22 protein-coding genes and 1 pseudogene are annotated in these 22947 nt (G+C 71.1%); 14 read left to right on the forward strand and 9 right to left on the reverse strand.

Annotated features, from left to right (window positions below; all coding sequences use genetic code 11):
- Positions 1-84 precede the first annotated feature (84 nt).
- From SLV14N_RS24035 to SLV14N_RS24045, 3 genes are all read left to right on the forward strand, one after another.
- Complete coding sequence (locus tag SLV14N_RS24035) at positions 85-1293, forward strand: serine hydrolase domain-containing protein (RefSeq protein ID WP_263271007.1); 1209 nt, start codon at positions 85-87, stop codon at positions 1291-1293.
- A 507-nt stretch (positions 1294-1800) separates the two neighbouring features.
- Positions 1801-3186, forward strand: coding sequence for an alpha/beta hydrolase (locus SLV14N_RS24040; RefSeq protein WP_263271009.1), 1386 nt, complete (start codon positions 1801-1803; stop codon positions 3184-3186).
- 106 nt (positions 3187-3292) lie between these two features.
- On the forward strand, positions 3293-4246 hold the full coding sequence (locus SLV14N_RS24045) for a TIGR01777 family oxidoreductase (protein ID WP_263271010.1): 954 nt from the start codon (positions 3293-3295) through the stop codon (positions 4244-4246).
- Between the two features lie 19 nt (positions 4247-4265).
- On the opposite strand, the gene SLV14N_RS24050 is transcribed toward SLV14N_RS24045, so the two are convergent.
- The 3 genes from SLV14N_RS24050 to SLV14N_RS24060 form a co-directional block, all read right to left on the reverse strand.
- On the reverse strand, positions 4266-5117 hold the full coding sequence (locus SLV14N_RS24050) for an EamA family transporter (protein WP_263271012.1): 852 nt from the start codon (positions 5115-5117) through the stop codon (positions 4266-4268).
- Positions 5118-5277: 160 nt separating this feature from the next.
- Entirely contained in the window at positions 5278-6930 is a 1653-nt protein-coding gene (locus tag SLV14N_RS24055) for a penicillin-binding transpeptidase domain-containing protein (protein ID WP_263271014.1), read from the reverse strand.
- A 155-nt stretch (positions 6931-7085) separates the two neighbouring features.
- On the reverse strand, positions 7086-8861 hold the full coding sequence (locus SLV14N_RS24060; RefSeq protein ID WP_263271015.1) for a dolichyl-phosphate-mannose--protein mannosyltransferase: 1776 nt from the start codon (positions 8859-8861) through the stop codon (positions 7086-7088).
- 88 nt (positions 8862-8949) lie between these two features.
- On the opposite strand from SLV14N_RS24060, the gene rsmI reads away from it, so the two are divergent.
- The 7 genes from rsmI to SLV14N_RS24095 all read left to right on the forward strand — a co-directional run bounded on the left by rsmI (position 8950) and on the right by SLV14N_RS24095 (position 15279).
- Entirely contained in the window at positions 8950-9819 is an 870-nt protein-coding gene (rsmI, locus tag SLV14N_RS24065; RefSeq protein ID WP_208683506.1) for a 16S rRNA (cytidine(1402)-2'-O)-methyltransferase, read from the forward strand.
- A 174-nt stretch (positions 9820-9993) separates the two neighbouring features.
- Positions 9994-10488, forward strand: a complete 495-nt coding sequence (locus SLV14N_RS24070) for a hypothetical protein (protein WP_263271016.1) — start codon at positions 9994-9996, stop codon at positions 10486-10488.
- A 33-nt stretch (positions 10489-10521) separates the two neighbouring features.
- Positions 10522-11397 carry a TatD family hydrolase gene (locus SLV14N_RS24075; protein ID WP_263271017.1) on the forward strand — a complete coding sequence of 292 codons (876 nt, stop codon included), beginning with the start codon at positions 10522-10524 and terminating at the stop codon, positions 11395-11397.
- Between the two features lie 179 nt (positions 11398-11576).
- Positions 11577-12731 (forward strand): ubiquitin-like domain-containing protein, encoded by a 1155-nt coding sequence (locus SLV14N_RS24080; RefSeq protein WP_317633719.1) that lies wholly within the window; start codon positions 11577-11579, stop codon positions 12729-12731.
- A 22-nt stretch (positions 12732-12753) separates the two neighbouring features.
- A complete protein-coding gene (rsmA, locus tag SLV14N_RS24085; RefSeq protein ID WP_263271019.1) occupies positions 12754-13665 on the forward strand; it encodes a 16S rRNA (adenine(1518)-N(6)/adenine(1519)-N(6))-dimethyltransferase RsmA in 912 nt (303 codons plus the stop codon).
- Entirely contained in the window at positions 13662-14699 is a 1038-nt protein-coding gene (locus SLV14N_RS24090) for a 4-(cytidine 5'-diphospho)-2-C-methyl-D-erythritol kinase (RefSeq protein WP_263271020.1), read from the forward strand. Before rsmA ends, SLV14N_RS24090 begins: the two co-directional genes overlap by 4 nt.
- Positions 14700-14913: 214 nt before the next feature.
- Positions 14914-15279, forward strand: coding sequence for a hypothetical protein (locus SLV14N_RS24095; protein WP_263271021.1), 366 nt, complete (start codon positions 14914-14916; stop codon positions 15277-15279).
- A 60-nt stretch (positions 15280-15339) separates the two neighbouring features.
- Here SLV14N_RS24095 and SLV14N_RS24100 read toward each other — a convergent pair whose 3' ends face one another.
- Together SLV14N_RS24100 and SLV14N_RS24105 are read right to left on the reverse strand one after the other, a co-directional pair.
- Entirely contained in the window at positions 15340-15537 is a 198-nt protein-coding gene (locus SLV14N_RS24100) for a DUF397 domain-containing protein (protein WP_263271023.1), read from the reverse strand.
- Position 15538: 1 nt separating this feature from the next.
- Positions 15539-16396, reverse strand: a complete 858-nt coding sequence (locus SLV14N_RS24105) for a helix-turn-helix transcriptional regulator (protein WP_263271024.1) — start codon at positions 16394-16396, stop codon at positions 15539-15541.
- 187 nt (positions 16397-16583) lie between these two features.
- Between SLV14N_RS24105 and SLV14N_RS24110 the strand changes: the two genes are divergently transcribed.
- Together SLV14N_RS24110 and SLV14N_RS24115 are read left to right on the forward strand one after the other, a co-directional pair.
- Positions 16584-16799, forward strand: coding sequence for a hypothetical protein (locus tag SLV14N_RS24110; RefSeq protein WP_263271025.1), 216 nt, complete (start codon positions 16584-16586; stop codon positions 16797-16799).
- 134 nt (positions 16800-16933) lie between these two features.
- Positions 16934-17143, forward strand: a complete 210-nt coding sequence (locus tag SLV14N_RS24115; RefSeq protein WP_263271026.1) for a hypothetical protein — start codon at positions 16934-16936, stop codon at positions 17141-17143.
- Positions 17144-17298: 155 nt separating this feature from the next.
- Here SLV14N_RS24115 and SLV14N_RS24120 read toward each other — a convergent pair whose 3' ends face one another.
- A complete protein-coding gene (locus SLV14N_RS24120) occupies positions 17299-17613 on the reverse strand; it encodes a hypothetical protein (protein ID WP_263271027.1) in 315 nt (104 codons plus the stop codon).
- Between the two features lie 326 nt (positions 17614-17939).
- Here SLV14N_RS24120 and SLV14N_RS24125 point away from each other — a divergent pair.
- Positions 17940-18280, forward strand: a pseudogene (locus tag SLV14N_RS24125) (hypothetical protein).
- 181 nt (positions 18281-18461) lie between these two features.
- Here the strand turns inward: SLV14N_RS24125 and SLV14N_RS24130 are convergent.
- Positions 18462-19208: an alpha/beta hydrolase gene (locus SLV14N_RS24130; RefSeq protein ID WP_263271028.1), complete on the reverse strand. Its 747-nt coding sequence runs from the start codon at positions 19206-19208 to the stop codon at positions 18462-18464.
- A gap of 31 nt (positions 19209-19239) precedes the next feature.
- Positions 19240-19605: a hypothetical protein gene (locus SLV14N_RS24135; protein ID WP_263271029.1), complete on the reverse strand. Its 366-nt coding sequence runs from the start codon at positions 19603-19605 to the stop codon at positions 19240-19242.
- A gap of 188 nt (positions 19606-19793) precedes the next feature.
- Between SLV14N_RS24135 and SLV14N_RS24140 the strand changes: the two genes are divergently transcribed.
- A complete protein-coding gene (locus SLV14N_RS24140; protein WP_208683527.1) occupies positions 19794-21593 on the forward strand; it encodes an ABC-F family ATP-binding cassette domain-containing protein in 1800 nt (599 codons plus the stop codon).
- 133 nt (positions 21594-21726) lie between these two features.
- Here the strand turns inward: SLV14N_RS24140 and SLV14N_RS24145 are convergent, their stop codons facing one another.
- Entirely contained in the window at positions 21727-22317 is a 591-nt protein-coding gene (locus SLV14N_RS24145; protein WP_263271031.1) for a hypothetical protein, read from the reverse strand.
- Between the last annotated feature and the right edge of the window lie 630 nt (positions 22318-22947).

The raw sequence follows: 22947 nt of genomic DNA on the forward strand, positions 1-22947 counted from the left end.
ATGTGACGAACGCCACGGGCCGCGGTCCTGGTCATCAGCACTGATCCGCACGTTGCACCATGGATGGGGTCACGACAGCGGCGGATGAACGGGAAGCGGGAATCAGTGGTGGACGTCCAGGGCACGGTAGAGGACGGCTTCGAGCCGGTCCGGGACGCCTTCATGGCCAACTTCGCGCGGCGCGGTGAGCGGGGCGCGGCGGTCGCCGTCTACCGGCACGGGCGCAAGGTCGTGGACCTGTGGGGCGGCACGAGGGACGGGGACGCCGGCAAGCATGCGGCGGACGCCGCGCCCTGGGAGGCCGGCACCGCCCAGGTGATCCGCTCCGCGACCAAGGGCATCGCCGCCGTCGTCCCGCTGCTGCTGCACCAGCGCGGACAGCTCGACCTCGATGCGCCGGTCGGCACGTACTGGCCCGAGTTCAAGGCCGCCGGCAAGGAACGCGTACTCGTCCGCCATCTGCTCTCGCACCGCGCCGGACTGCCCGTCCTGGACGCCCCGCTCACCCCGGACCAGGCCATCGACGGGGTCAGCGGCCCCGCCGCCCTCGCCGCCCAGGAACCCGCCTGGGAACCCGGCACGGACCACGGCTACCACGCGCAGACCTACAGCTGGCTGCTCGGCGAGCTGGTGTTGAGGGCCACCGGCCGCACCATCGGCAGCTGGGTCGCCGACGAGATAGCCGGGCCGCTCGGCCTCGACCTGTGGATCGGCCTCCCCGAGGAGGCGCAGTCCCGCGTCGGGCGGCTCGCCCCCGTCGAGCCCCCGGCGCCGCCCGCCGCCTCGGGGCTCCGGGTCCGCCCGAAGCAGTCCGTCGTCGACGCGTACGCCGATCCCGGCTCGCTCACCAGCCGCGCCTTCGCCGCGATCTCGCCCGCCCCCGACGAGAACGCGCCGGAGTACCGGGCCGCCGAGCTGCCCGCCTCGGCGGGCGTCGCCACCGCACGTTCGCTCGCCCGCTGCTACGCCGCACTCATCGGTCCCGTGGACGGCCGCGCCCGGCTCTTCGCGCCCGCGACGCTCACCCTCGCCCGGACCGAGGAGTCCGCGGGGCTCGACCGCACCCTCCTGGTCGCTACACGGTTCGGCCTGGGCTTCATGCTCCACGGGCCGTCCTCCCCGCTCCTCGCGCCCGGCGCGTTCGGCCACCCCGGGCGCGGGGGCGCGCTCGCCTGCGCCGATCCGGAGAGCGGGCTGGCGTTCGGCTATGTCACCAATGGGATGCAGCGGAATGTGACGGCGGATGCGCGTGCGCAAGCGCTGCTGCGGGCGGTTTCCCACGTTGCCGGGTGACGCCGTCGTGCGTCTTCTGTAGTTTTCGCCCGCCTTCGGCGGGAGCGGGGGAGGTTTGTGGGCTGACCCTTCCTCTTGTTGGTGGTGGGTGCCGGGTGCGGGGCCTCCGGGGTGGTGTTGAGGACTGCTTCGCTTTACGTCCTCAACACCACCCCGGAGGCCCCGCACCCTCCCGTTTGTGGACGGGCCGGCCCGGTGGGGGGAGGGCATGTGGTGGGTTTCGGTGGGGAGTTGGGTGCCGCGGTGTCTCTGTTACGTCGCCATCGTCTGGCCATGGAAGGGCCATCATGTGGGGGCGTGAGGGTGTGCGGCATGAATGCTTCAGATTCCTTCTCCCGGCCCGGGGACGGGCCGGTCGAGAGTGTGGACGTCCGGTCGCGCCGGCGTCGTAGGGGTGTTGGCCGCACGGCCTCGGCGGGGGTGGTGGCGCTTGCCGCGTCGCTGCTCGTGCCGGCGAGTGCGGGGGCGACTCCGGCGAGTGCGGAGCCGGCGGCGGGGGAGGCCCCGGTGCGGTCGATCCAGTGGTCCGCCTGCCCCAAGGCCGAGCCGCCCTACCCCGCCCCGAGCAAGCGGACCCGGTGCGGGACGCTGGAGGTTCCGGTCGACTGGGCGAAGCCGGACGGGCCGACGATGAAGATCGCGGTGGCCCGCCAGAAGGCCACCGACCCCAAGAAGCGCATCGGTGTCCTGCTCTCCAACCCCGGCGGGCCCGGTACGACCGGCCTGGACGATGCCTACTTCGCCGACAACCCGGTCGAGGGCTACGCCAAGAACATCAGGAGCCGCTTCGACATCATCGGCTTCGACCCGCGCGGTATCGGCCGCAGCGGAGAGCTCCGGTGCGACGACAGGCTCGCCGGGAAGATCCCCACCCGCCCGAAGAACGCCGCCGAGTTCCAGCGGATGCGTACGCTCAACAAGCAGCTCGCCGACAGCTGCCGGGCACGCAGCGGTCCGGTCGTCGACCATATGGACAGCGTCAGCGTCGCGCGTGACATGGATGCGATCCGCGCCGCCCTCGGTGAGAAGAAGATCAGCTTCCTCGGGCACTCCTATGGCACGCTCATGGGCCGCCAATATGCCCGTCTCTTCCCGCAGAAGCTCCGGGCGCTGGCCCTCGACAGCGCCATGGACCCGTCCCGGCCGGACGCCGAGCGCTTCCTCGCGGAAGGTTCCGCCGCCGCCGAGAACGGGGTGCGGCAGCTGGCGGACTGGTGCGCGAAGGACACCTCCTGCGCGCTGAAGGGCCAGGACATGCAGGCCGTCGTCCGCGGGCTGTTCGCGCGCGCCGACGCGGGCAGGCTGTTCGAACCGGGACGGCACGGCCCCACGCGGAAGAAGGTCACCGCCGACCAGCTGTCCGGCTTCCTTTTCGACTACCTCCAGAAGTGGAACCCCCAGCCGACCGCCGAGCAGCTGGGGGCCCTGAACAGCGGCAAGGGCAAGGTCTACTGGACCGACAGCTCTCCCGTCCCCGCCTGGCGCACCGTGATGTGCCGGGACTACGACTTCCGCCTCCGCGACTATGCCCACTACCGGGAGCTGCGTCAGCGGACCCAGTCCGCCAACCCGCACAGCCGCTACAACTCCCAGGCCCTGGACATGATCCTCGGCTGCCAGGGCTGGCCGGCCGCGCCCGAGCCGGAGCCGGTCCGGGCCAAGGGCCCGCTTCCGCCGGTGCTCGTCGTGAACGCCAAGCACGATCTGGCGACCCCGCTTCCGGGCGCGCGTCGGATGGCTCAGGAATTCCCGAAGGGGAAGCTCGCCGTCCTCGACGCGATGGACCACTGGCTCTACCGCAAGTGCCAGTCGCCCCTCCCGGCACGGGCGATCGACACCTATCTCCGTACGCTGAAGACCCCGCCCCACGGCACGGTCTACCCCGGACGCTGACCTCCCCGGGCCACGGCATCGGCCGGTTGCCGGGTGTGGCGCTCCCACACCCGGCAACACGGGAAACGGCGGGGCCAGGACTGGCCGTGCGCGACGAGGGAGCCTGATGAAGATAGTGATACCCGGCGGGACCGGTCAGGTGGGCGGAATCCTGAACCGTGCGCTGACAGCGGCGGGTCACGAGGTCGTGGTGCTGACCAGACGCCCGGTCCGTGCGCGGGACGTCGTCTGGGACGGTGCGACGCCCGGCCCCTGGGTGGCGGCGGTCGACGGCAGTGACGTCGTGATCAACCTGGCCGGACGCAGCGTCAGTTGCCGCTACACCCCGGCCAACCTCCAGGAGATGATGCGCTCGCGGGTGGACTCCGCCCGGGTCGTGGGCGAAGCGATCGCGGCGGCCGCCCGGCCGCCCCGCGTCTGGCTGCAGATGAGCACCGCCACCATTTACGCCCACCGCTTCGACGCGCCCCACGACGAGGCGGCCGGTGAGATCGGCGGCTCGGAGCCCGGCGTCCCGGACTACTGGGCGTTCAGCGTCGAGATCGCCAAGGAGTGGGAGCGGGCCCAGGAGGAGGCCGCCACCCCGGACACCCGCAAGGTCGCGCTGCGCTCCGCCATGGTGATGAGCCCGGATCGCGGCGGGGTGTTCGATGTGCTGCTGCGGCTGGCGCGGCTGGGGCTCGGCGGACCGGTCGCGGGCGGCGCCCAGTATGTGTCCTGGATCCATGACCGCGACTTCGTCCGCGCGGTGGAGTTCCTGGTGGACCGGAGCGACCTCACCGGGCCGGTGAACCTCGCCGCGCCCGGTCCGCTGCCGCAGCGGGACCTCATGCGCGCACTGCGGGCCGCCTGGGGCGTCCCGGTGGGCCTGCCGGCTACGAAGTGGATGGCCGAGCTGGGCGCGTTCGCGCTGCGTTCCGACACCGAACTGCTGCTCAAGAGCCGCCGGGTGGTGCCCGGCCGGCTGCTCGAAGCGGGTTTCGCCTTCGAGAAAGAGGCATGGCCGAAGGCCGCGGAGGACCTGGTGCGGCGCGTCCGTGGCGCACGGGCCGGCGGCTGAGCCGTCCGCGCGGCGCCCCTCAGCCGGTGTGCAGCATCAGGCCGATGCCGATGACCATCAGGCCCGCCGCGGCGATCCGGGGGGCGCCGAAGCGTTCCTTGAAGAAGACGGCGCCGATGGCGGCGCCCACGATGATCGAGGACTCGCGCAGCGCGGCGACCGGCGCGAGGGGGGCGCGGGTCTGGGCCCACAGGACCAGGCCGTAGGCGAAGACGGAGAGCACCCCGCCGGCCAGCCCGCGCAGCGCGAAGGGGCGGAGTTCGGTGAGGAGTTGGCGGCGGCGGGTGGCGAGCGCGTAGGCGGGGATCGCGATGCCTTCGAGGAGCATCAGCCAGGCGATATAGCCGAGGGAGCTGCCGGAGGCGCGTACGCCCAGGCCGTCGACGGTCGTGTACGAGGCGATGGCGAGGCCGGTGGCGAGGGCGGCGAGGAGGGCCGGCCAGTGCGGCTTGGTGCCTGAACCGCGGATGCCCCAGAGGGCGACGCCCACCAGCCCGGCGGAGGCCAGGGCGACACCGGCCAGCGCCCAGCCGTCGGGGATCTCGTGGACGAAGACGGCGGCCAGGACGGTGACGACCAGGGGCGCGGTGCCGCGGGCGATGGGGTACATCTGCCCGAAGTCGCCCAGGCGGAACGACTGCATCAGCAGGGCCTGGTAGACGATGTGCAGTACGGCGGAGGCCAGGAGGTAGGGCCAGGCGCCGGCGGCGGGGAGCGGGGTGACGGCGGCCAGGGCGAGACCGCAGACCGCACCGCCGCCACCGACCAGGGTGAAGGCCAGCAGCTGGTCACGGATGCCGTGGGCGATGGCGTTCCAGCCGGCGTGGGTGACGGCGGCCAGCAGGACCGCGGCGACGACGAGCGGGGTCACGTGGTGCGCTCGCGCGCGGCGGGCGATATGGCGGTCTGGGTTCCCGGGGCACTGCCGGACGCGGAATCGCTCATGGCCCGCACGCTAGCGAAAGCTGTACGGGCCATGCGAGTCACTTCCGGTCGCTGAGACGGGGCGCCGCGTGGGCGCCCCGCGCTCGTCAGCGGGCGGTGAGGAGGGCGCGGACCACCGGGCCCGCGTTGGAGCCGCCGTGGCCGCTCGCCGGGACGACGGCCGCCGCGGCGAGGTCGTCGCGGTAGGCGGTGAACCAGGCGTTGGGCTTCTTCTGGCCGTCGACCTCGGCGGAGCCGGTCTTGGCGCCGATGTCACCGCTGACCCCGGACATCGCCTCGGCGGCCGTACCGGATGTCGCGGTCAGCTTCATCAGCGACCTCAGACCGCTGAGCGTGGACGGCTTCATCGTGCGGGGGGCCTTGGCGAGCGTCCGGTGGTCCAGCGACGGGGAGACGATGTACGGCTGGTGGAAGGAGCCGGCCCGGACCGTCGCGGAGATCGTGGCGACAGTGAGCGGGTTCATCCGCACCCCGCCCTGGCCGATCAGCGAGGCCGCCATCTGGGCGTCGCTCTGCACCGGCACCGCGCCGTCGAAGGTGGGGATGCCGGTCTGCCAGTTCAGGCCGATGCCGAAGACGTCCCGGGCCTCCTTGGTCAGATCGTCGTCGCTGAGGTCCTTGGCCTGCGAGATGAAGGCGTTGTTGCAGGACGCGGCGAAGCTCTGCGCGAAGGTGCCGTTCTTGATCTCGGTCTTGTTGAGGTTCTGGAACTTCCAGCCGCCGGCCGTCACGTACTTGGGGCACGGGTGGGACTTGCCCGGCGAGGTCATGCCCTTGTCCATCAGCATCGCCGCGGTCACGACCTTCATCGTCGAGCCGGGCGCGAGGGACCCCTGGGTAGCCAGGTTGAAGCCCTTCTCCGGGGAGTTGGCGAGCGCCAGGATCTCGCCGGTGCTGGGCTTGACCGCCGCCACGGAGGCGGACTTCTTGCCCTTGACCGCCCGCTCGGCCGCCGACTGCATTCCGGCGTCCAGGGTGGTCTTGAGCGTGCCCGGCGTCCCCTTGGAGAGCACCTTCAGGGTCTTGTCGGGCAGCTGGTCGGCGGGCTTGGCGCTCTTGGCGCGGTGGATGAACAGCTCCACGCCCGGCTTGCCGTTGGTCTTGTCGCCGTACTTGTCGCGCAGGCTGTCCAGCACCCCGGCCAGCGCCGGATGCGCCTCGGGGGTCAGCGCGGCGCCCTTGCGGTCGACGGCCTTGATCGGCGGCGCCTCGGCCTCGCCCGTACGCAGCTGGTCGCCCTTGGCCAGGCCCGGGTGCAGCATCGTCGGCTGCCAGGCGATCTGCGGCTTTCCGGTGGCCTTGTCGCGCTCCACGGTCGCGGAGGTGCGGTAGGAGTAGGCGGACTTGGTGCCCTTGTAGTCGATCTGCGCCGCGACGGTGTACGGCACCTTGCCGCCGGTCGGCGCGGCCGGCGTGAGCGTCACCTTCGAGAACCGCGCCTGCTTGCCCAGGGCCTCCAGCGCGCTCTTGCACTTCGCCGGGTCGTCCGTCATCCCGGCCGCCTTGGTCGCGTCACCGGACTGCCACGCGGTCAGGAACTCCCGCGAGGTCGTCTGCACTTCCTTGGCCGACAACGGGCCGGTTGCCACCTTGGTCCCGTTCTCACCCGACTTGGCATCCGCCGATCTGACCTCCTGCGGCGACTCGTCCGAGCCGCCGAACAGCGTGAAGCCGCCCACGACTCCCGCCACCAGGGCCACCGATCCGCCGATCAGCCCGTACTTCACCTCACGGCGCATGCCACCGATTCCCTCCCAGAGCCTCGTCCCTGAATACGCACACAAGAACGTGCCTCGCACTCTAAGGGACACGGGAGGGCCCTGAGTCTCGATACGGGCACGGTCCGGTGACGCGCTGTTGTACAGCTGTTACGGAACTGTCGAATGGGCGTCGCTCACACCCAGGTGTCGAACCACATCCGGTGGTGCCAGGCCGACTTGGGGATCGGCATCCCGGTATAGAGGGGGTAGAAGTAGATGAAATTCCATGCGATCAGGAGAACCAGGACACCGGCGCCGACCGCGCCGATCGTGCGCCGGCGCTCCGTCGAGCCCGGCGGCCCGACGATCGCGCCGATCATCATCGCCAGCGCCAGACACAGGAACGGGACGAACACCACCGCGTAGAAGAGGAAGATGGTCCGTTCCTGGTAGAGGAACCACGGCAGATAACCGGCCGCGACGGCGCACAGGATCGCCCCGGCCCGCCAGTCCCGCTGGAACAGCCAGCGGTAGAGGACATAGAGGAGCGCGAAGCAGGCCGCCCACCACAGCAGGGGCGTGCCCAGCGCCAGCACCTCACGGGCGCAGCCCTCGGCCACCGTGCAGCCGTCCTGGCCGGCCTTGGGGTCCTCGTAGAAGTACGAGACCGGACGGCCCAGGACCAGCCAGCTCCACGGGTTGGACTGGTAGGCGTGCGGGGTGGTCAGTCCGGTGTGGAAGGAGTAGACCTCGGTCTGGTAGTGCCACAGGCTGCGCAGCCAGTCCGGCAGCCAGACCCAGGCCCCCGTACGGCCCTCCGGTGTGGTCGCCCAGTCGCGGTAGTAGCCGCCCTTGGTGGCGATCCAGCCCGACCACGACGCGAGATAGGTGGCGACGGCGACGACGACGGTGGCCCCGAAGGCGGGCAGGACATCGCGGCGCAGCGTCGAGCGGAAGGGGCGCCGGGCGCCGGCCGTACGGCGTGCCGCGACATCCCACAGCACCGCCATCACGGCGAAGGCCGCGAGGTAGTACAGCCCGTTCCACTTCGTCGCCGCGGACAGGCCCAGGCACAGCCCGGCCGCGATCCGCCAGGGGCGCCACCCGAGCCGCATCCGGTCACCGACGCTCTCGTCCGGGCGCGCGACCCCTCCCCCGTTCTCGGCTTCGCCCGAACGGGAGGTGCCCCCATGGCCGACCGGCAGCGCCGCCGCCAGCCGGCCCCTGGTGCGGTCCCGGTCCACCAGCAGACAGCCGAAGGCGGCCACCACCCAGAACATCACGATCAGATCGAGCAGCGCGGTCCGGCTCATCACGAAGTGCAGACCGTCCACCGCCAGCAGGGAGCCCGCCAGACAGCCCAGCGCCGTCGAGCGCAGCAGCCGGCGGCCGATACGGCAGATCAGCAGCACCGAGAGGGTGCCGAGCAGCGCCACCATGAACCGCCAGCCGAAGGGGTTCATCCCGAACACGCCCTCGCCGAGCGCGATCAGCCACTTGCCCATCGGCGGGTGGACGACATACGAGTGCTCCGGCGAGAGCAGCAGCTCCGGCGGATGCCCGACCAGCGCGTCATTGGCGTTCTTGGCCCAGGTGCCCTCGTAGCCGTACTGCAGCAGCGACCAGGCGTCCTTGGGGTAGTACGTCTCGTCGAATATCACCTTCCGCGGGCTGCCCAGGTTCCAGAACCGCAGCACCCCGGCGAACAGCGCCACCAGCAGCGGACCGGCCCAGGCCGACCAGCGCGTCAGCCGGGCCGCGGCCTCCGGGCCCGCGCCGAACACGGCCCACAGACGGCCGCTCGGCTCGGGGAAGGCGGGCACCAGCCGCGCGCGGACATCGGTCTGCGGGCGGACGGGAAGCCCGAAGCGGCGCAGTCGCCGCTGCCACACGGGGGGCGCTCCGGGCGGCTCCGGGGCGTACTGCGCGGCGGCGTCGGTCGCGGTGGTGTCACTCGTCACCCGGCCCATCGTAGGGAAGCCGCCTGTGGACCGGCGGGGAGCACACCGGGGGACACCGACCGGCCGGGGCACGGCGGCGCCCTGGGAGGATGGGAAGGTGACTGGAACGCTGGTACTTGCAGGGACGCCCATCGGAGAGATCGCGGACGCGCCGCCGCGGCTCGCCACCGAGCTGGCCGCCGCCGATGTGATCGCCGCCGAGGACACCCGGCGGCTGCGCCGGCTGACCCAGGCGCTGGAGGTCCAGCCGTCCGGGCGGATCGTCTCGTACTTCGAGGGCAATGAAGCGGCCCGGACGCCCGAGCTGGCCGAGGCGCTGGCCGGCGGGGCGCGGGTGCTGCTGGTCACCGACGCGGGGATGCCCTCGGTGTCCGACCCCGGCTACCGGCTGGTCGCCGCGGCCGTCGAACGCGACATCAAGGTCACCGCCGTACCGGGCCCCAGCGCGGTGCTCACCGCCCTGGCCGTCTCCGGGCTGCCGGTGGACCGCTTCTGCTTCGAGGGGTTCCTGCCCCGCAAGGGCGGTGAGCGGCGCACCCGGCTGCGCGAGGTCGCCGACGAGCGGCGCACCCTGGTCTACTTCGAGGCGCCGCACCGGCTGGACGACACCCTCGCCGCGATGGCCGAGATCTTCGGCGCCGACCGGCGCGCCGCGGTCTGCCGGGAGCTGACCAAGACCTACGAGGAGGTCAAGCGCGGGCGGCTGGAGGACCTCGTGCCCTGGGCGGCCGAGGGCGTACGCGGCGAGATCACCATCGTGGTCGAGGGCGCCCCGGACACCGGGCCGCAGGACCTGGGCGCCGAGGAGCTGGTGCGCCGGGTGCGGGTCCGCGAGGAGGCCGGGGAGCGCCGCAAGGAAGCCATCGCCGCGGTCGCCGCGGATGCCGGGCTGCCCAAGCGCGAGGTCTTCGATGCGGTGGTCGCGGCGAAGAACGCGGCGAAAACCGACCCATCGGAAGGTAAATGACTGGCCTGAAAGGTAAAGCGCAGACCGGGACGGCGGGGAGTTTTCCCTGTCCCCGGCCAAATCTGGGCCAATACGGTCGGCGATCAGCTGCTTTGTGACCGGGAAAGGCGTCCACTGGACGTGGGACGAACGGTTCCCGGAGACCTTGTCCAGCGGACAAGAGGAGCGCAGCACATGAACGATTTCGCGAAGACCACCGGCGTTTCCCCCACGACCACCAGCGGAGACCACCCCGCCCCCCGGCCCGACGCCGCAGCGCACGAGGCGTACTCCTTCGCCTGTATGCGGTGCGGCTACGGCTGGGAACAGGCCTACGAGATAGTCCACCAGGTCGACGGCAAGGGGGAGCCGCAGGTCGTCTACTACGCGGACGGCGTGCGCGTCCCGTCCCCGCTGACCTGCCCCACCTGCCTGAACTGCGGCACCGACGTCGTCCGCATCATGCGCTCCGGGCAGGTCTCGATGGTCTCCGCCGCGATGGCGAGCATGCACCAGCGCCGGCCCGGCAGCGAGAAGAAGCCCGGCAGCGAGAAGAAGAAGGAAACCCCCGCGGCGGACCCGGACCCGGACCCGGACCCCACCGGCGGCACCGCCGGGGACAAGGACGCCGGACGCCACCACTGGCACCTCTCCGACCTGCTGCACCCCTTCCAGCACCACCGCAGGTGAGCTCCGTGCCGCGCCCCTCGTAGGATCGCGGCCATGGCACCGCAGGACAAGAACACCCCGCCGCCGCTGCCCGAACCCCTCCGGGTGGCGGTCGCGGATTCGCACACCCACCTGGACATGCAGGAGGGCACCGTCGAGGAGGCGCTCACCAAGGCCGCCTCCGTCGGTGTGACCACCGTGGTCCAGGTGGGCTGCGACCTGGCCGGTTCGCGGTGGGCCGCCGAGACCGCGGCGGCCCACGACAGCGTGCACGCCACCGTCGCCCTGCACCCCAACGAAGCGCCCCGGATCGTCCTCGGAGAGGCCGACGGCTGGTCCCGGCAGGGAGCCAGGGAGCCCGGCGGTGACAGTGCCCTGGACGCCGCACTCACCGAGATCGACAAGCTGGCCGCCCTCCCGCAGGTCCGCGGCGTCGGCGAGACCGGCCTGGACTACTTCCGCACCGGCCCCGAAGGCATGGCCGCCCAGGAGGCCTCCTTCCGGGCACACATCGAGATCGCCAAGCGGCACGGCAAGGCCCTGGTCATCCACGACCGCGAGGCACACGACGATGTGCTGCGGATCCTGCGCGAGGAGGGCGCACCCGACCGGGTCGTCTTCCACTGCTACTCCGGCGACGCCGAGATGGCCAAGATCTGCGCCGCGGCGGGCTACTTCATGTCCTTCGCCGGCAATGTCACCTTCAAAAACGCCCAGCCGCTGCGTGACGCACTCGCCGTCGCCCCGCCCGAACTCGTCCTCGTCGAGACCGACGCCCCCTTCCTCACGCCCGCCCCGTACCGCGGACGGGCCAACGCCCCGTACCTCATTCCGGTCACGCTGCGGGCGATGGCCGAGGTCACGGCGCTGACGGAGGACGCCCTGGCCACCGCCATCGCGGCGAACACGGCGCGGGCCTTCGGTTACTGACGGTTCGCGGCGGACTCCCGCCTACCGCCGAAGGGCCCGTACGCCCCACCGGAAAGCCCTCCCGCATCCTCCCGCATCCCCCGATCCGGTCACTTTCCGTATCGGTCCGACTTGGGAGAGTGACGCCGACTCCGCTACATTCCCGCCGTCAACCGCAGCCGGGGCATGTGGAGCGCGCCGTGAGTCATTCGCAGAGCAGCCACCGCGCCGCGCGCGGCCGTCGCAGACGCCGTGCCGAACACCCCGACGCGCTGCGCCTGCTGCTGCCCCGGGCCCTGGTCGTGGCCTTCCTCGCCGGCGGCACCACCGCCTTCATCGCGCACGACAAGGCGGTCCGGCTCACCGTCGACGGCGCCCCGCGCACCCTGCACACCTTCGCCGCCGACGTCGACGACCTGTTGGCCCACGAGCGCCTCGACATCGGCGCCCACGACATCGTCGCCCCCGCCCCCGGCACCGCCCTCCGCAGCGGCGACGAGGTCGTCGTCCGGCACGGCCGCCCGGTCGTGCTGACCATCGACGGGCAGCGCCGCACGGTGTGGACCACCGCGGACACCGTCGCCGGCGCACTCGACCAGCTCGGTGTCCGCGCCGACGGCGCCTACCTGTCGGCCTCCCGCTCCCGGCGCATCGCCCAGCGCGGCATGGAGCTGGCCGTCCGTACCGAACGCTCGGTGGTGATCGTCGCCGACGGCCGCGAGCACCGGGTCCGCACCAACGCGGCCACCGTCCGCGAGGCCCTCGCGGAGGCCGGCCTCGCCCTGCGCGGCCAGGACACCACCTCGGTGCCGCCGGAGAGCTTCCCGCGCGACGGCCAGACCATCTCGGTGCTGCGGATCACCGGCTCCAAGGAGGTCCGCGAGAAACCCATCCCCTTCCGTACGGTCCACCGGACCGACCCCCGCCTGGCCCGCGGCACCGTGGCCGTCGTCCAGCAGGGGCGGCCCGGTGTGCGACGGGTCACCTACCGGGTGCGCACCGTCAACGGCGTCAGGCAGAAAGCGAAGCGGCTGCACAGCGAGGTCGTACGCGCCCCGCGCCCGCAGATCGTGCACCTCGGCATCAGGGAGCTGCCCACCTCCGTGCGCGGTGCCGACCACCTCGCCTGGCACAAGCTGGCGCAGTGCGAGGCGGGCGGGCGGCCCAACGCCGTCGACTCCTCGGGCACCTACGGCGGGCTCTACCAGTTCGATGTCGCCACCTGGCGGGCCCTCGGCGGCCACGGCCGGCCACAGGACGCACCCGCCCGCGAGCAGACCTACCGGGCCAAGAAGCTCTACATCAGCCGGGGGGCGAGCCCGTGGCCGGTCTGCGGCCGTAAGCTTCACGGGTGAACGAGCGCAACGAGGCTGTGGCATGAGCAAGAGCACCACCGACGATCCCGGGCCCCTGCTGGGCGCCGCCGACATCCGCGAGCTGGCTGCCGCGCTGGGCGTCCGCCCCACCAAGCAGCGCGGCCAGAACTTCGTCATCGACGCCAACACCGTCCGCCGTATCGTGCGGACCGCCGGCGTCCGGCCCGACGATGTCGTCGTGGAGATCGGCCCCGGCCTCGGCTCGCTGACCCTGGGACTGCTGGAGGCCGCCGACCGGGTCACCGCCGTCGAGATCGACGAGGTGCTGGCCGCGGCGCTGCCGTCCACCGTCGAGGCCCGGCTGCCCGGCCGCGCCGACCGCTTCGCGCTGGTCCACAGCGACGCCATGCACGTCACCGAGCTGCCCGGCCCCGCCCCCACCGCGCTGGTCGCCAACCTCCCCTACAACGTCGCCGTGCCGGTGCTGCTGCACATGCTCGCGACCTTCCCCACCATCGACCGCACCCTGGTCATGGTGCAGTCCGAGGTCGCCGACCGGCTGGCCGCCCGCCCCGGCAACAAGGTCTACGGCGTGCCCTCCGTGAAGGCCAACTGGTACGCCGAGGTCAAGCGGGCCGGCGCCATTGGCCGCAACGTCTTCTGGCCCGCCCCCAACGTCGACTCCGGCCTGGTCTCCCTCGTCCGCCGCGAGAAGCCGATCGAGACCTCGGCGAGCCGCGACGAGGTCTTCGCCGTCGTCGACGCGGCGTTCGCCCAGCGCCGCAAGACACTGCGCGCCGCGCTCTCGGGATGGGCCGGATCGGCCACCGCGGCGGAGGCCGCCCTGGTCGCCGCCGGCGTCTCACCGCAGGCCCGCGGCGAGGCACTGACCGTAGAGGAGTTCGCGCGGATCGCCGAGCACAAGGGACCGGGCGGCACGCCCGGCATCCGTCAGACAGGGGGAGCCGCATGACCGACACGACCGACCCGACGGGTGCGACGGGCACGACCGGCACGACCGACTCGACCGGCGCGAGCGACCCGACCGGCGCGACGGGCGCGACCGGCGTGACGGGCACGGCCGACCCGACCGGCACGGCCGACCCGACCGGCACCCCGGTCACCGTCCGGGTACCGGCCAAGGTCAACGTCCAGCTGGCCGTGGGCGCCGCCCGCGCGGACGGCTTCCACGACCTGGCGAACGTCTTCCTCGCCGTCGGCCTCTACGACGAGGTCACCGCCACCCCCTCGGACACCTTGCGGATCACCGCCGAGGGCCACGACGTCGATCAGATCCCCCTGGACCGGACGAACCTGGCGGCCCGCGCCGCCGAACTGCTCGCCGCCCGCCACGGCATCGAGCCGAAGGTCCACCTCCACATCCACAAGGACATCCCCGTCGCGGGCGGCATGGCGGGCGGCAGCGCGGACGCCGCGGGCGCCCTGCTGGCCTGCGACGCGCTCTGGTCGACGGGATCCGATCGCGCCGAACTCCTCGATATCTGCGCCGAGTTGGGTAGCGACGTACCGTTCAGCCTGGTCGGTGGCGCGGCGCTGGGGCGGGGGCGCGGCGAGTTGCTGACTCCGCTCCCGGTCGGCGGCACCTTCCACTGGGTCTTCGCGGTCGCCGACGGCGGGCTGTCCACTCCCGCCGTCTACGGGGAGTTCGACCGGCTGACGGCGGGGACGGATGTGCCGGAGCCGGAGGCGGCGCCTGAGCTGCTGGCCGCGTTGGAGGCTGGCGATGCCAGTGCGCTGGCCTCGACTCTGGCCAACGACCTTCAGGCCGCGGCTCTGTCCCTGCGGCCGTCGCTGACCGAGACCCTGGAGGCGGGCACCGCGGCCGGGGCGCTGGCCGCGCTGGTGTCCGGCTCGGGGCCGACCACCGCTTTCCTGGTCAAGGATGCGGAGGCGGCGCGGGAGGTGGCGTCGGCGTTGATGGCGTCGGGGACCTGCCGACAGGTGCGGATGGCGGATTCTCCGGCGGTGGGGGCGAGGGTTTTGTAGGGCGGAGGTTCTTTGGGGCGGGGGCGGTTCTCGATACCGGCGTGGCAGCACCGTCGTGGGAGGGATGTCGCTGTGGGGTCAAAACCTCCGGGTGCATCGCCCCTAGACTCCGAGACCTGTGCGACGAGTTCGGCCCCCTGCGTCGCGACCACCGCGTGGCTGAGCTGGGGGCGGAGATCGCCACGCTGAGCACGCCGTGATGAGAGGGGATGGCATGTCGCAGACCGAGGGTGCACGACTGTTCCGGGAAACCTGGATCGCGGGAGTGCACCAGCACTTCCCCGGGGAGCCGAAGGCCGGCTACGTCACTCCCTGGGACGACACCCCGCAGTGGGAGCGCGAGGCAGCCGGGTCGGTCTACGAGCAGGTGCGCCACTTCATCGAGATCAGCGACGGGCACACGTCCAGGCTGTCCCGGGGCCAGAAAGGCCGCTTCGTCGCGACCTGCTGGACGGCCCAGATGTTCAAGCATTTCGACGATCCGAAGCCCGGCTACGTTGCGGACTGGCCCGACCTTCCGGCCTGGCAGCAGGAGACCGACGCCGACATCTTCGAGGCCATCGAGAAAGCGCTGAGCTGACCACATAGGAACGTGCCTTGGAAGTCAGCCGGCTGGGAGCGTTCAGGCGCCCGGGAGGACTCAGACGCCCGGGAGGTCGGTGTCCTTGACGGCGGTGACGAAGGTCGACCAGGCGGTGGCCGGGAAGATGATCGCCGGTCCGTGTGGGTCCTTGGAGTCGCGGACGGGGACGATGCCGGGGAGATCGTCGACCACCTCGACGCAGTCCCCGCCGTCGCCGTTGGTATAGCTGCTCTTGCGCCAGACGGCGGTGCTCAAGTCAATCCGGTCGTTTGTCACTTCGGTAGTCCTCTGCGGCCGCCTCGATCATGGTCAGGGTCGCCTCGGGAGCAAGTGCGGCGGCCCTGAGCCGATCGTATGCCTTGCGGTATTTCTTCACGAGGGCCGGATCGTCGATCGTGTCGCCGCTGTACTGCGATTCCAGGTAGGCAAGCGGCGGAGCATCCGCAAAGGTCATGATCTTGGCCAAGCCCACCGTCATGAGGGGGTGCGGTCCGCAATTCCACGGAAGGACCTGTGGAACGATCCGGCGCCTCCTTGCCAGCTCTGCGATGCGTTCGAGCTGATCAGCCATCTCGGCCGCAGGAATGACCGGGCAGCGCCACACGTACTCGGGCAGGATCACCCAGTACTCCGGGGTCTTGCGGTCACTCTCGAAGAGGTGAGCCCTCGCCGTGCGGGCGCTGACTTTCTCCTCCACCTCCTCGTCGGGCGCCAGCGGATGGGTCGCCCGCACCACTGCCCGCATGTACGGCTCGGTCTGCAACAGCCCAGGGATGAGGGTGGGGCACCACTCCTCGATGGTCTCCGCGTACTTCTCCGCCTCCAGGACGCTTTCGAAGTACTCGGCATGGCCCGTCCGCCTCGCCTTCCGCACGTCCTCGCAGCGCCGTTGGAAGAAGCCATCCGTCTTGAGTACCTTGTCCACGTGCTCGGCCAGCTCCGCCGGCATCCGCCGTTCGCCGCGCTCGATCTCGCTGAGGTGACTGGGGCCGTAGAAGCTGCCCTCGACCAGCTGCTGGAGCGTGAGCCCGGCCAACTCCCGCTGGTAGCGCAGCTCCTTGCCGTAGAAGGTCGGAACTCCCGCCGACCCGTCGATGTCCTTGCGTCGTGCCACGGTTCACCGCCGTACGTGTAGCTGATTCACAGTGATTGCGGACGGGCCCCGGCGGTTCCCACATCTCCACCACGTCACACCGCGCATTCCCCGGACCACGCCCGGGAGCCCAAACCCCTTTCACGCTACGCCGCGTCACATCACTCTGTAAGCGGTTCGTTGCTATGCGTACAGAAAGGCGGGGTCCATGCCCCTCGACCGCTCCCTCCCCGACGACGTACACGAAAGTGCCGAAGAGCTGCGCACCGCGCTGATGGACCACGGCATCACGCTGCCGTCGCTCGGCGTCGATCTGCCGGGCTTCGCGGGCGTGTACGGCGTCTCGCTGGTCGCCCTCGGTAACTGCAACGCGGCCACCGCCCGCCGGCTCACCGAGGTTCTCCGCAAGGCGGCCACCCGTTGAAGGGTGGGCCAGGCGGCCTCGTTCGAACAATCCTCGAAAGGCTGCTGGGTTGGTTATTTCCGGGGCAGGGCGGCCATCGGGCGAGCAGTAGTACCGGCGCCCTCTCGCCCACGGCCTGGTTGCCGGAGCCTCCGGTGCGGCGTCGCCTCGTGCGCGTCCGGCGACTGCCGCCCGAGCTGCTGCCGCTGTGCGGTGAGGACGGCCGTCTCGTCCGGCCGTCCGTCCCCGTCCGTCCGTCGGAGCAGGCGCGGCCTCCCGCGGATCAGGCGGCCCGCCGCCGGGAGTTGGAGGAGGCCGTACGGAGGCTCAACACCTGGTCGTCCGGTGGCGGCGGCCGCCGCTGACCGACACGCACCTAGGTGCCACTCACAAAGGCACTCGGGAGGCCCGACCATCAGCTCGGGATCATTCCGTGACCCGCTGCGATCCGTCGGGGGTGGTGCCCCCGACGGATATTCAGTGGCAACGTCTCACGGGTGCGGAGTGACCGGCGCAGCCTTCACTTGCTCTTGGCCTCCACATTCATGCCGCCCATCCGGCTTTTGCCGCAGCTCATGCCGAACTTCCAGGTGCCACGCCCCGTCCACGCGCCTTTATGGATCTTTCCGTTGGCGCACTCAGCCACTGCTCGAGCGTGGCCGAACGGGACATTGCATGTCCCGCTCCAACTCGTGTGCGTGTACTTCATATTCCAGCATGTGACCTGCTCGAAGTGTTCGTAGCCCGCGGCAGCGGCCGGGGTGGCCGAGATGAGCCCTGCCGATGCCGTACTGAGAATGACTGCACCAAGTGACAGCGCGAGCTTGCTCTTCATCGTGTCCCCCTTGTTTCCTTGCGGAGCCCGTTGGTCTGCGAGCCCGATCATGCAGCCTATACGTCACTGTTTCCCATGGGTAATGACATTCGGTGCGGCCTTCGTTGCCCGCAGCCGAGGGCGCACCGCAGTACCTTTCCGCCGCTGTCCGCACCACTGGCTCGCGCCTCATCCTCCGGGTACATCGCCCGTGGGCTCCGAGACCTGTGCGACGAGTTCGGCCGCCTGAGCCGCGATCACCGTGCGGCGGAGCTGGGGGCGGAGATCGCCATGCGGAGCACGCCGTGACGAGAGGGGATGGCATGTTGCAGACCGAGGGTGCATGACTGTTCCGGGAGACCTGGATCGTCGGTGTGCATCAGCACTTCCCCGGGGAGCCGAAGGCCGGTTACGTCGCTCCGTGGGTCGACACCCCGCCGTGGGAGCGTGAGGCAGCCGGGTCGGTCTACGAGCAGGTGCGCCACTTCATCGAGTTCAGCGACGGGCACACGTCCAGGCTGTCCCGGGAGCAGAAGGGCCGCTTCGTCGCGACCTGCTGGACGGCCCAGATGTCAAGCATTTCGACGACCCGAAGCCGGGCTGCGTCGCGGACTGGCCCGACCTTCCGGCCTGGCAGCAGGAGACCGACGCCGACATCTTCGAGGCCATCGAGAAAGCGCTGAGCTGAGCACGGGAGACGGGAGCACGGGAGCACGGGAGCACGGGAGCACTGGGCAACATGGCCACCGAGTAACAGGGCAACCGGGCAACAGGACCGCAGAGAAGCGTTCCCTGGTGACCGGCCGCCCGGAGGCTCACCACCTGGTCGTCCGGCGTAGCGCTCCCGCCCCGAGACACCGGCGGGAGCGCTACGCCATACCCCCGCCGACCCCCGCCAGCGCCCCCGCCACCAGCCGCCCCGCCCGTACCGCGTGCTCGGCGGTCGTCGGGACGCATTGGTCCGCCGCGGGGTCGTACGCGGTCATGATGACGCCCGCGTGGTCGGTCTCCGGCTCCTGGAGGGTCACCGCCCGGCCCACGGTCCGCAGCGTCGCGGCGAGGGCGCGGGAGTGCTGGGCGTCCACGACGGTGTCGCGGGTGCCGTGCAGCAGATGGACCGGTACGCCCGGGTCGCGGCCCGCGGCGAGATCGTCCAGCGGGGCGGTCCCGGTGGTGCGGGCCGGCAGGTCGTAGCGGCCCGCCACGGCCACCACCGCCCGCGGACGCCACTCCGCCACGGACTCGGGCCACAGGGCGACCCCGAGCGCGGCCCCGGCCCCCGCCGACCACCCGGCCAGTACGTACGACGCCTCGTCGCCGCCCAGACCGCCCGCCTCCTTGCGGACGAAGGCCAGCGACTCCAGCAGCTGCGCCCGGCCGCCGTCCGCGGCGTCCGAGCGCCAGTCCGGGACGAGCACCAGCGCCCCGAGGGCCGCCGTCGTCCGCGCCAGCGGCTCCAGGACGTCGCGCTCGTCGGGGCCGATGCCGTGCCACAGCAGCGCGGTCGGCATCGCCCCGGACGTCCCGGCCGGACGGTGGACGTCCAGCTGCTTGCCGCTCGGGCCGTAGACCAGCCCGCGTACGGTCTCCACTTCCATGCCCATGTCCGGTGCCATGACGGCACGTTACAACGGTGAGGCGGTTGCCTCAGCTGCCCGCGAGGCCTAGCGCCACCACCCAGGACACGACCAGCAGAAACGGCGCCGCCAGGAGACAGCCCCAGCCCGCCGTGCTCCTGTTGGCCATGCCCACCACCGCCAGGAGGGCGGCCACGAAGGCGGCGCCGACCGGCAGGCCGCCGACGACCTGCTGGGCGCCCGCGGAGCAGATCGTGCGGGCGTCCTCCTCGGAGCAGCTGTCGCTCGCCATCACCAGCAGCGGCGCGAACAGCCCGGTCACCCCGGCGAACGCCAGCACCAGCAGGCCGATGAGAACGCGGCCCACGGTGGAACCCGTCACCGACGGTGCCGCGTCGCGCACAGGAAGGGCTTCCGGAGCCCGCTCGTTGATCATGCGGCCCACGCTAGGAGCGCCCGCCGGCCCTGCCATCAGTACGGCTACTCATCTCCCGGTACTCATCTCCCCGCACTTATCCACAGGTATTTATCTCCCGGCGGCCCACCTCCGCACGACGACTAGGCTGGGTAGGTCGATCGATCTGACGTGCAGGTCGGAAGCGCAGGTCTGAGTGCAGGAGTGAGATGGCCGTCAACCTCGTCAATCTGGAAGCCGTCGGCAAGGTGTACGGAACCCGTGCCCTGCTCGACGGTGTCTCGCTCGGCGTCAACGAGGGGGACCGGATCGGCGTCGTCGGGCGCAACGGGGACGGCAAGACCACCCTGATCCGGATCCTCGCCAAGCTGGAGGACGCGGACAACGGCCGGGTCACCCACAACGGCGGGCTGCGCCTCGGCGTCCTCACCCAGCACGACTCCCTCGACCCTGCCGCCACCATCCGGCACGAGGTCATCGGCGATCTCGCCGACCACGAGTGGGCCGGCAACGCCAAGATCCGCGACGTGCTGACCGGCCTCTTCGGCGATCTGCACATGCCGGGCTTCACCCAGGGCCTGGACACCGTCATCGGCCCGCTGTCCGGTGGCGAGCGCCGCCGCATCGCGCTCGCCAAGCTGCTGATCGCCGAACAGGACCTGATCGTCCTCGACGAGCCCACCAACCACCTCGACGTCGAGGGCATCTCCTGGCTGGCCGGACATCTGCGCGCCCGCCGCTCCGCGCTCGTCGTCGTCACCCACGACCGCTGGTTCCTCGACCAGGTCTGTACGCGTATGTGGGACGTCCAGCGCGGTGACGTCCACGAGTACGAGGGCGGCTACAGCGACTATGTCTTCGCGCGGGCCGAGCGGGAGCGGATCGCCGCCACCGAAGAGGCCAAGCGGCAGAACCTGATGCGCAAGGAGCTGGCGTGGCTGCGGCGCGGCGCCCCCGCCCGTACCAGCAAGCCCCGCTTCCGCATCGAGGCCGCCAACGAACTGATCGCGGACGTCCCCCCGCCCCGCGACAACGCCGAACTGATGAAGTTCGCCAGCTCCCGCCTCGGCAAGACCGTCTTCGAGCTGGAGGACGTCAGCGTCCAGGCCGGGCCGAAGATCCTCCTCAAGCACCTGACCTGGCAGCTGGGCCCCGGCGACCGGATCGGCCTGGTGGGCGTCAACGGCGCCGGTAAGACCTCGCTGCTGCGGGCGCTGGCCGAGGCCACCCGCACCCAGGGCGAGGCACAGCCGGTGGCCGGCCGGATCACCGTCGGCAAGACCGTCAAGCTGGCGTACCTCTCCCAGGAGGTCGGCGAACTCCCCCCGACGCTGCGGGTGCTGGAGGCCGTCCAGCAGGTGCGCGAGCGGGTCGACCTGGGCAAGGGCCGGGAGATGACCGCCGGCCAGCTCTGCGAGAAGTTCGGCTTCACCAAGGAGAAGCAGTGGACGCCGGTCGGCGACCTCTCCGGCGGTGAGCGCCGCCGCCTGCAGATCCTCCGCCTCCTGATGGACGAGCCCAACGTTCTCTTCCTCGACGAGCCCACCAACGACCTCGACATCGAGACCCTGACCCAGCTGGAGGACCTCCTCGACGGCTGGCCCGGCTCGCTGATCGTCATCAGCCACGACCGCTACTTCATTGAGCGCACCACCGACCGCGTCCACGCCCTGCTCGGCGACGCCACGCTGCGGATGCTGCCGCGCGGCCTGGACGAGTACCTGGACCGCCGCCGCCAGGTCATCGAGGCCGCCACCCCGGCCCCCGCCCCGCAGACCTCGGCCCCCAAGAAGGCCGCCGCCGTCAACCGCGCCGCCCAGAAGGAACTCCAGAAGATCGAGCGCCAACTGGACAAGATCGGCGACAAGGAGAGCAAGCTCCACGCCCAGATCGCCGAGAACGCGACTGACTTCGAGAAGGTCGCGGGTCTCGACGCCCAGCTGCGCGAGCTGAGCTCGGAGAAGGATGAGTTGGAGATGCGGTGGCTGGAGTTGGCGGAGGAGGCGTAGGTCCTGCAGGTCCTGCCGTCCAGGGTCGGGCCGACGCACGGCTCCTGGAGCGACGCCGCCCACCGTGGGAGAACGACCGGTACCACGGTGACCGGCGGAACTTCAGGAGGCGCCCGCCTCCATCCGCGGGGCCTCAGCCCAGCGGCTTCCTGACCTCACTGCGGATCTTGGCCGCCTTGTCCGCGAATTCCTGAAGGTCGACGGACTGCGGATCCTTCGACAGATCCGAGGCGTCGGTTTCGGCGACATTCGCGCTCGCACTGGAATCGGCCCAGATACAGAACGGCAGCGTGACCTTCTGGCCCATCTCCGTCCGCACATCCACACCACAGGTAAGCGAATCTCCGCCCCCGGTGGGCGTGAACTTCTTGTCCGCCACGGCGACTTCCGTTTTGCCGTCGCGCGTCATGCCACGGATGGCGTGGTCGATGGCCGTCTCGGGATCATCAATGACGCCGTAGAGCCCCAGCATCACCAGCGACTTGGTTCCCGACGAGTACTGCCCGCCCACTGCCTTGATGTTGTGCTCATTGGCCCCGTCAGGCGGCACCGCACTGCCGGCCTGCTGGGATATGTCCTTGGCGAGCTTGTACTCCCCGCCTGCCAGCGTCTGCGGCACCGTGACCCGGTACCTCGGCCCGCCGTCGGACCCGCCCGACGAACTCCCTCCGCCGTTGGCCGCCACGGTCGAGGCCAGAGTCCCGATCACCAGCACACCGGCCACGGCACCGAGGATGCCCCACGTCTTCCCGGCGTTCCGCTTCGGTGGGATGGGAGGCGGCATGCCTGGGCCGCCGTAACCGAACGGGGGCGCCTGCTGCGGCATTCCGTAGGGTCCGGGCTGCCCGTAGGGCGCAGGCCCGGCGGGATGCGGCTGATGCCCGTACGGCGCCGGTCCGCCGGGGGCGGCACCCACCGGATACCCGGCCGGCGGTGGGCCGGGCTGCGGCATCCCTTGTGGCGCCCCGTAACCCGGCGCCTGCCCGAAGCCGGCTGGTGGCTGTTGCGGAGTAGTCATTTACTTCTTTCTCTTCCGAGGCGTACCGGAAGTTCGATAAGGGGCCCTTGATTACGCCAGTCTCATCCCGATGTGCTGCCCCTTTAACAGCACGTCGATGACGTCCGACAACTGGTGGTCGCCCTGAGTCTTTACGCAGAGAGGGAGGTTTAGTTCCTCTTTCTCTGACCCCACATGGTCCAGGACGTTCACCCATGGTTGGTTTCGGAGCCGACCTGTGCCGGTGAACTGGCTGCATCGCTGCTCCGGCGAGGCACCAGAACAGGAAATAGCATCACATCGCTCGGCCACCCTGGAGTCAGACGCGAGCCGCTGCGATCACAACCCTGGCCCGAG

The sequence above is a fragment of the Streptomyces sp. Je 1-4 4N24 genome (assembly GCF_026239515.1).
GTDB classification, from domain to species: Bacteria; Actinomycetota; Actinomycetes; order Streptomycetales; family Streptomycetaceae; genus Streptomyces; species Streptomyces nigrescens.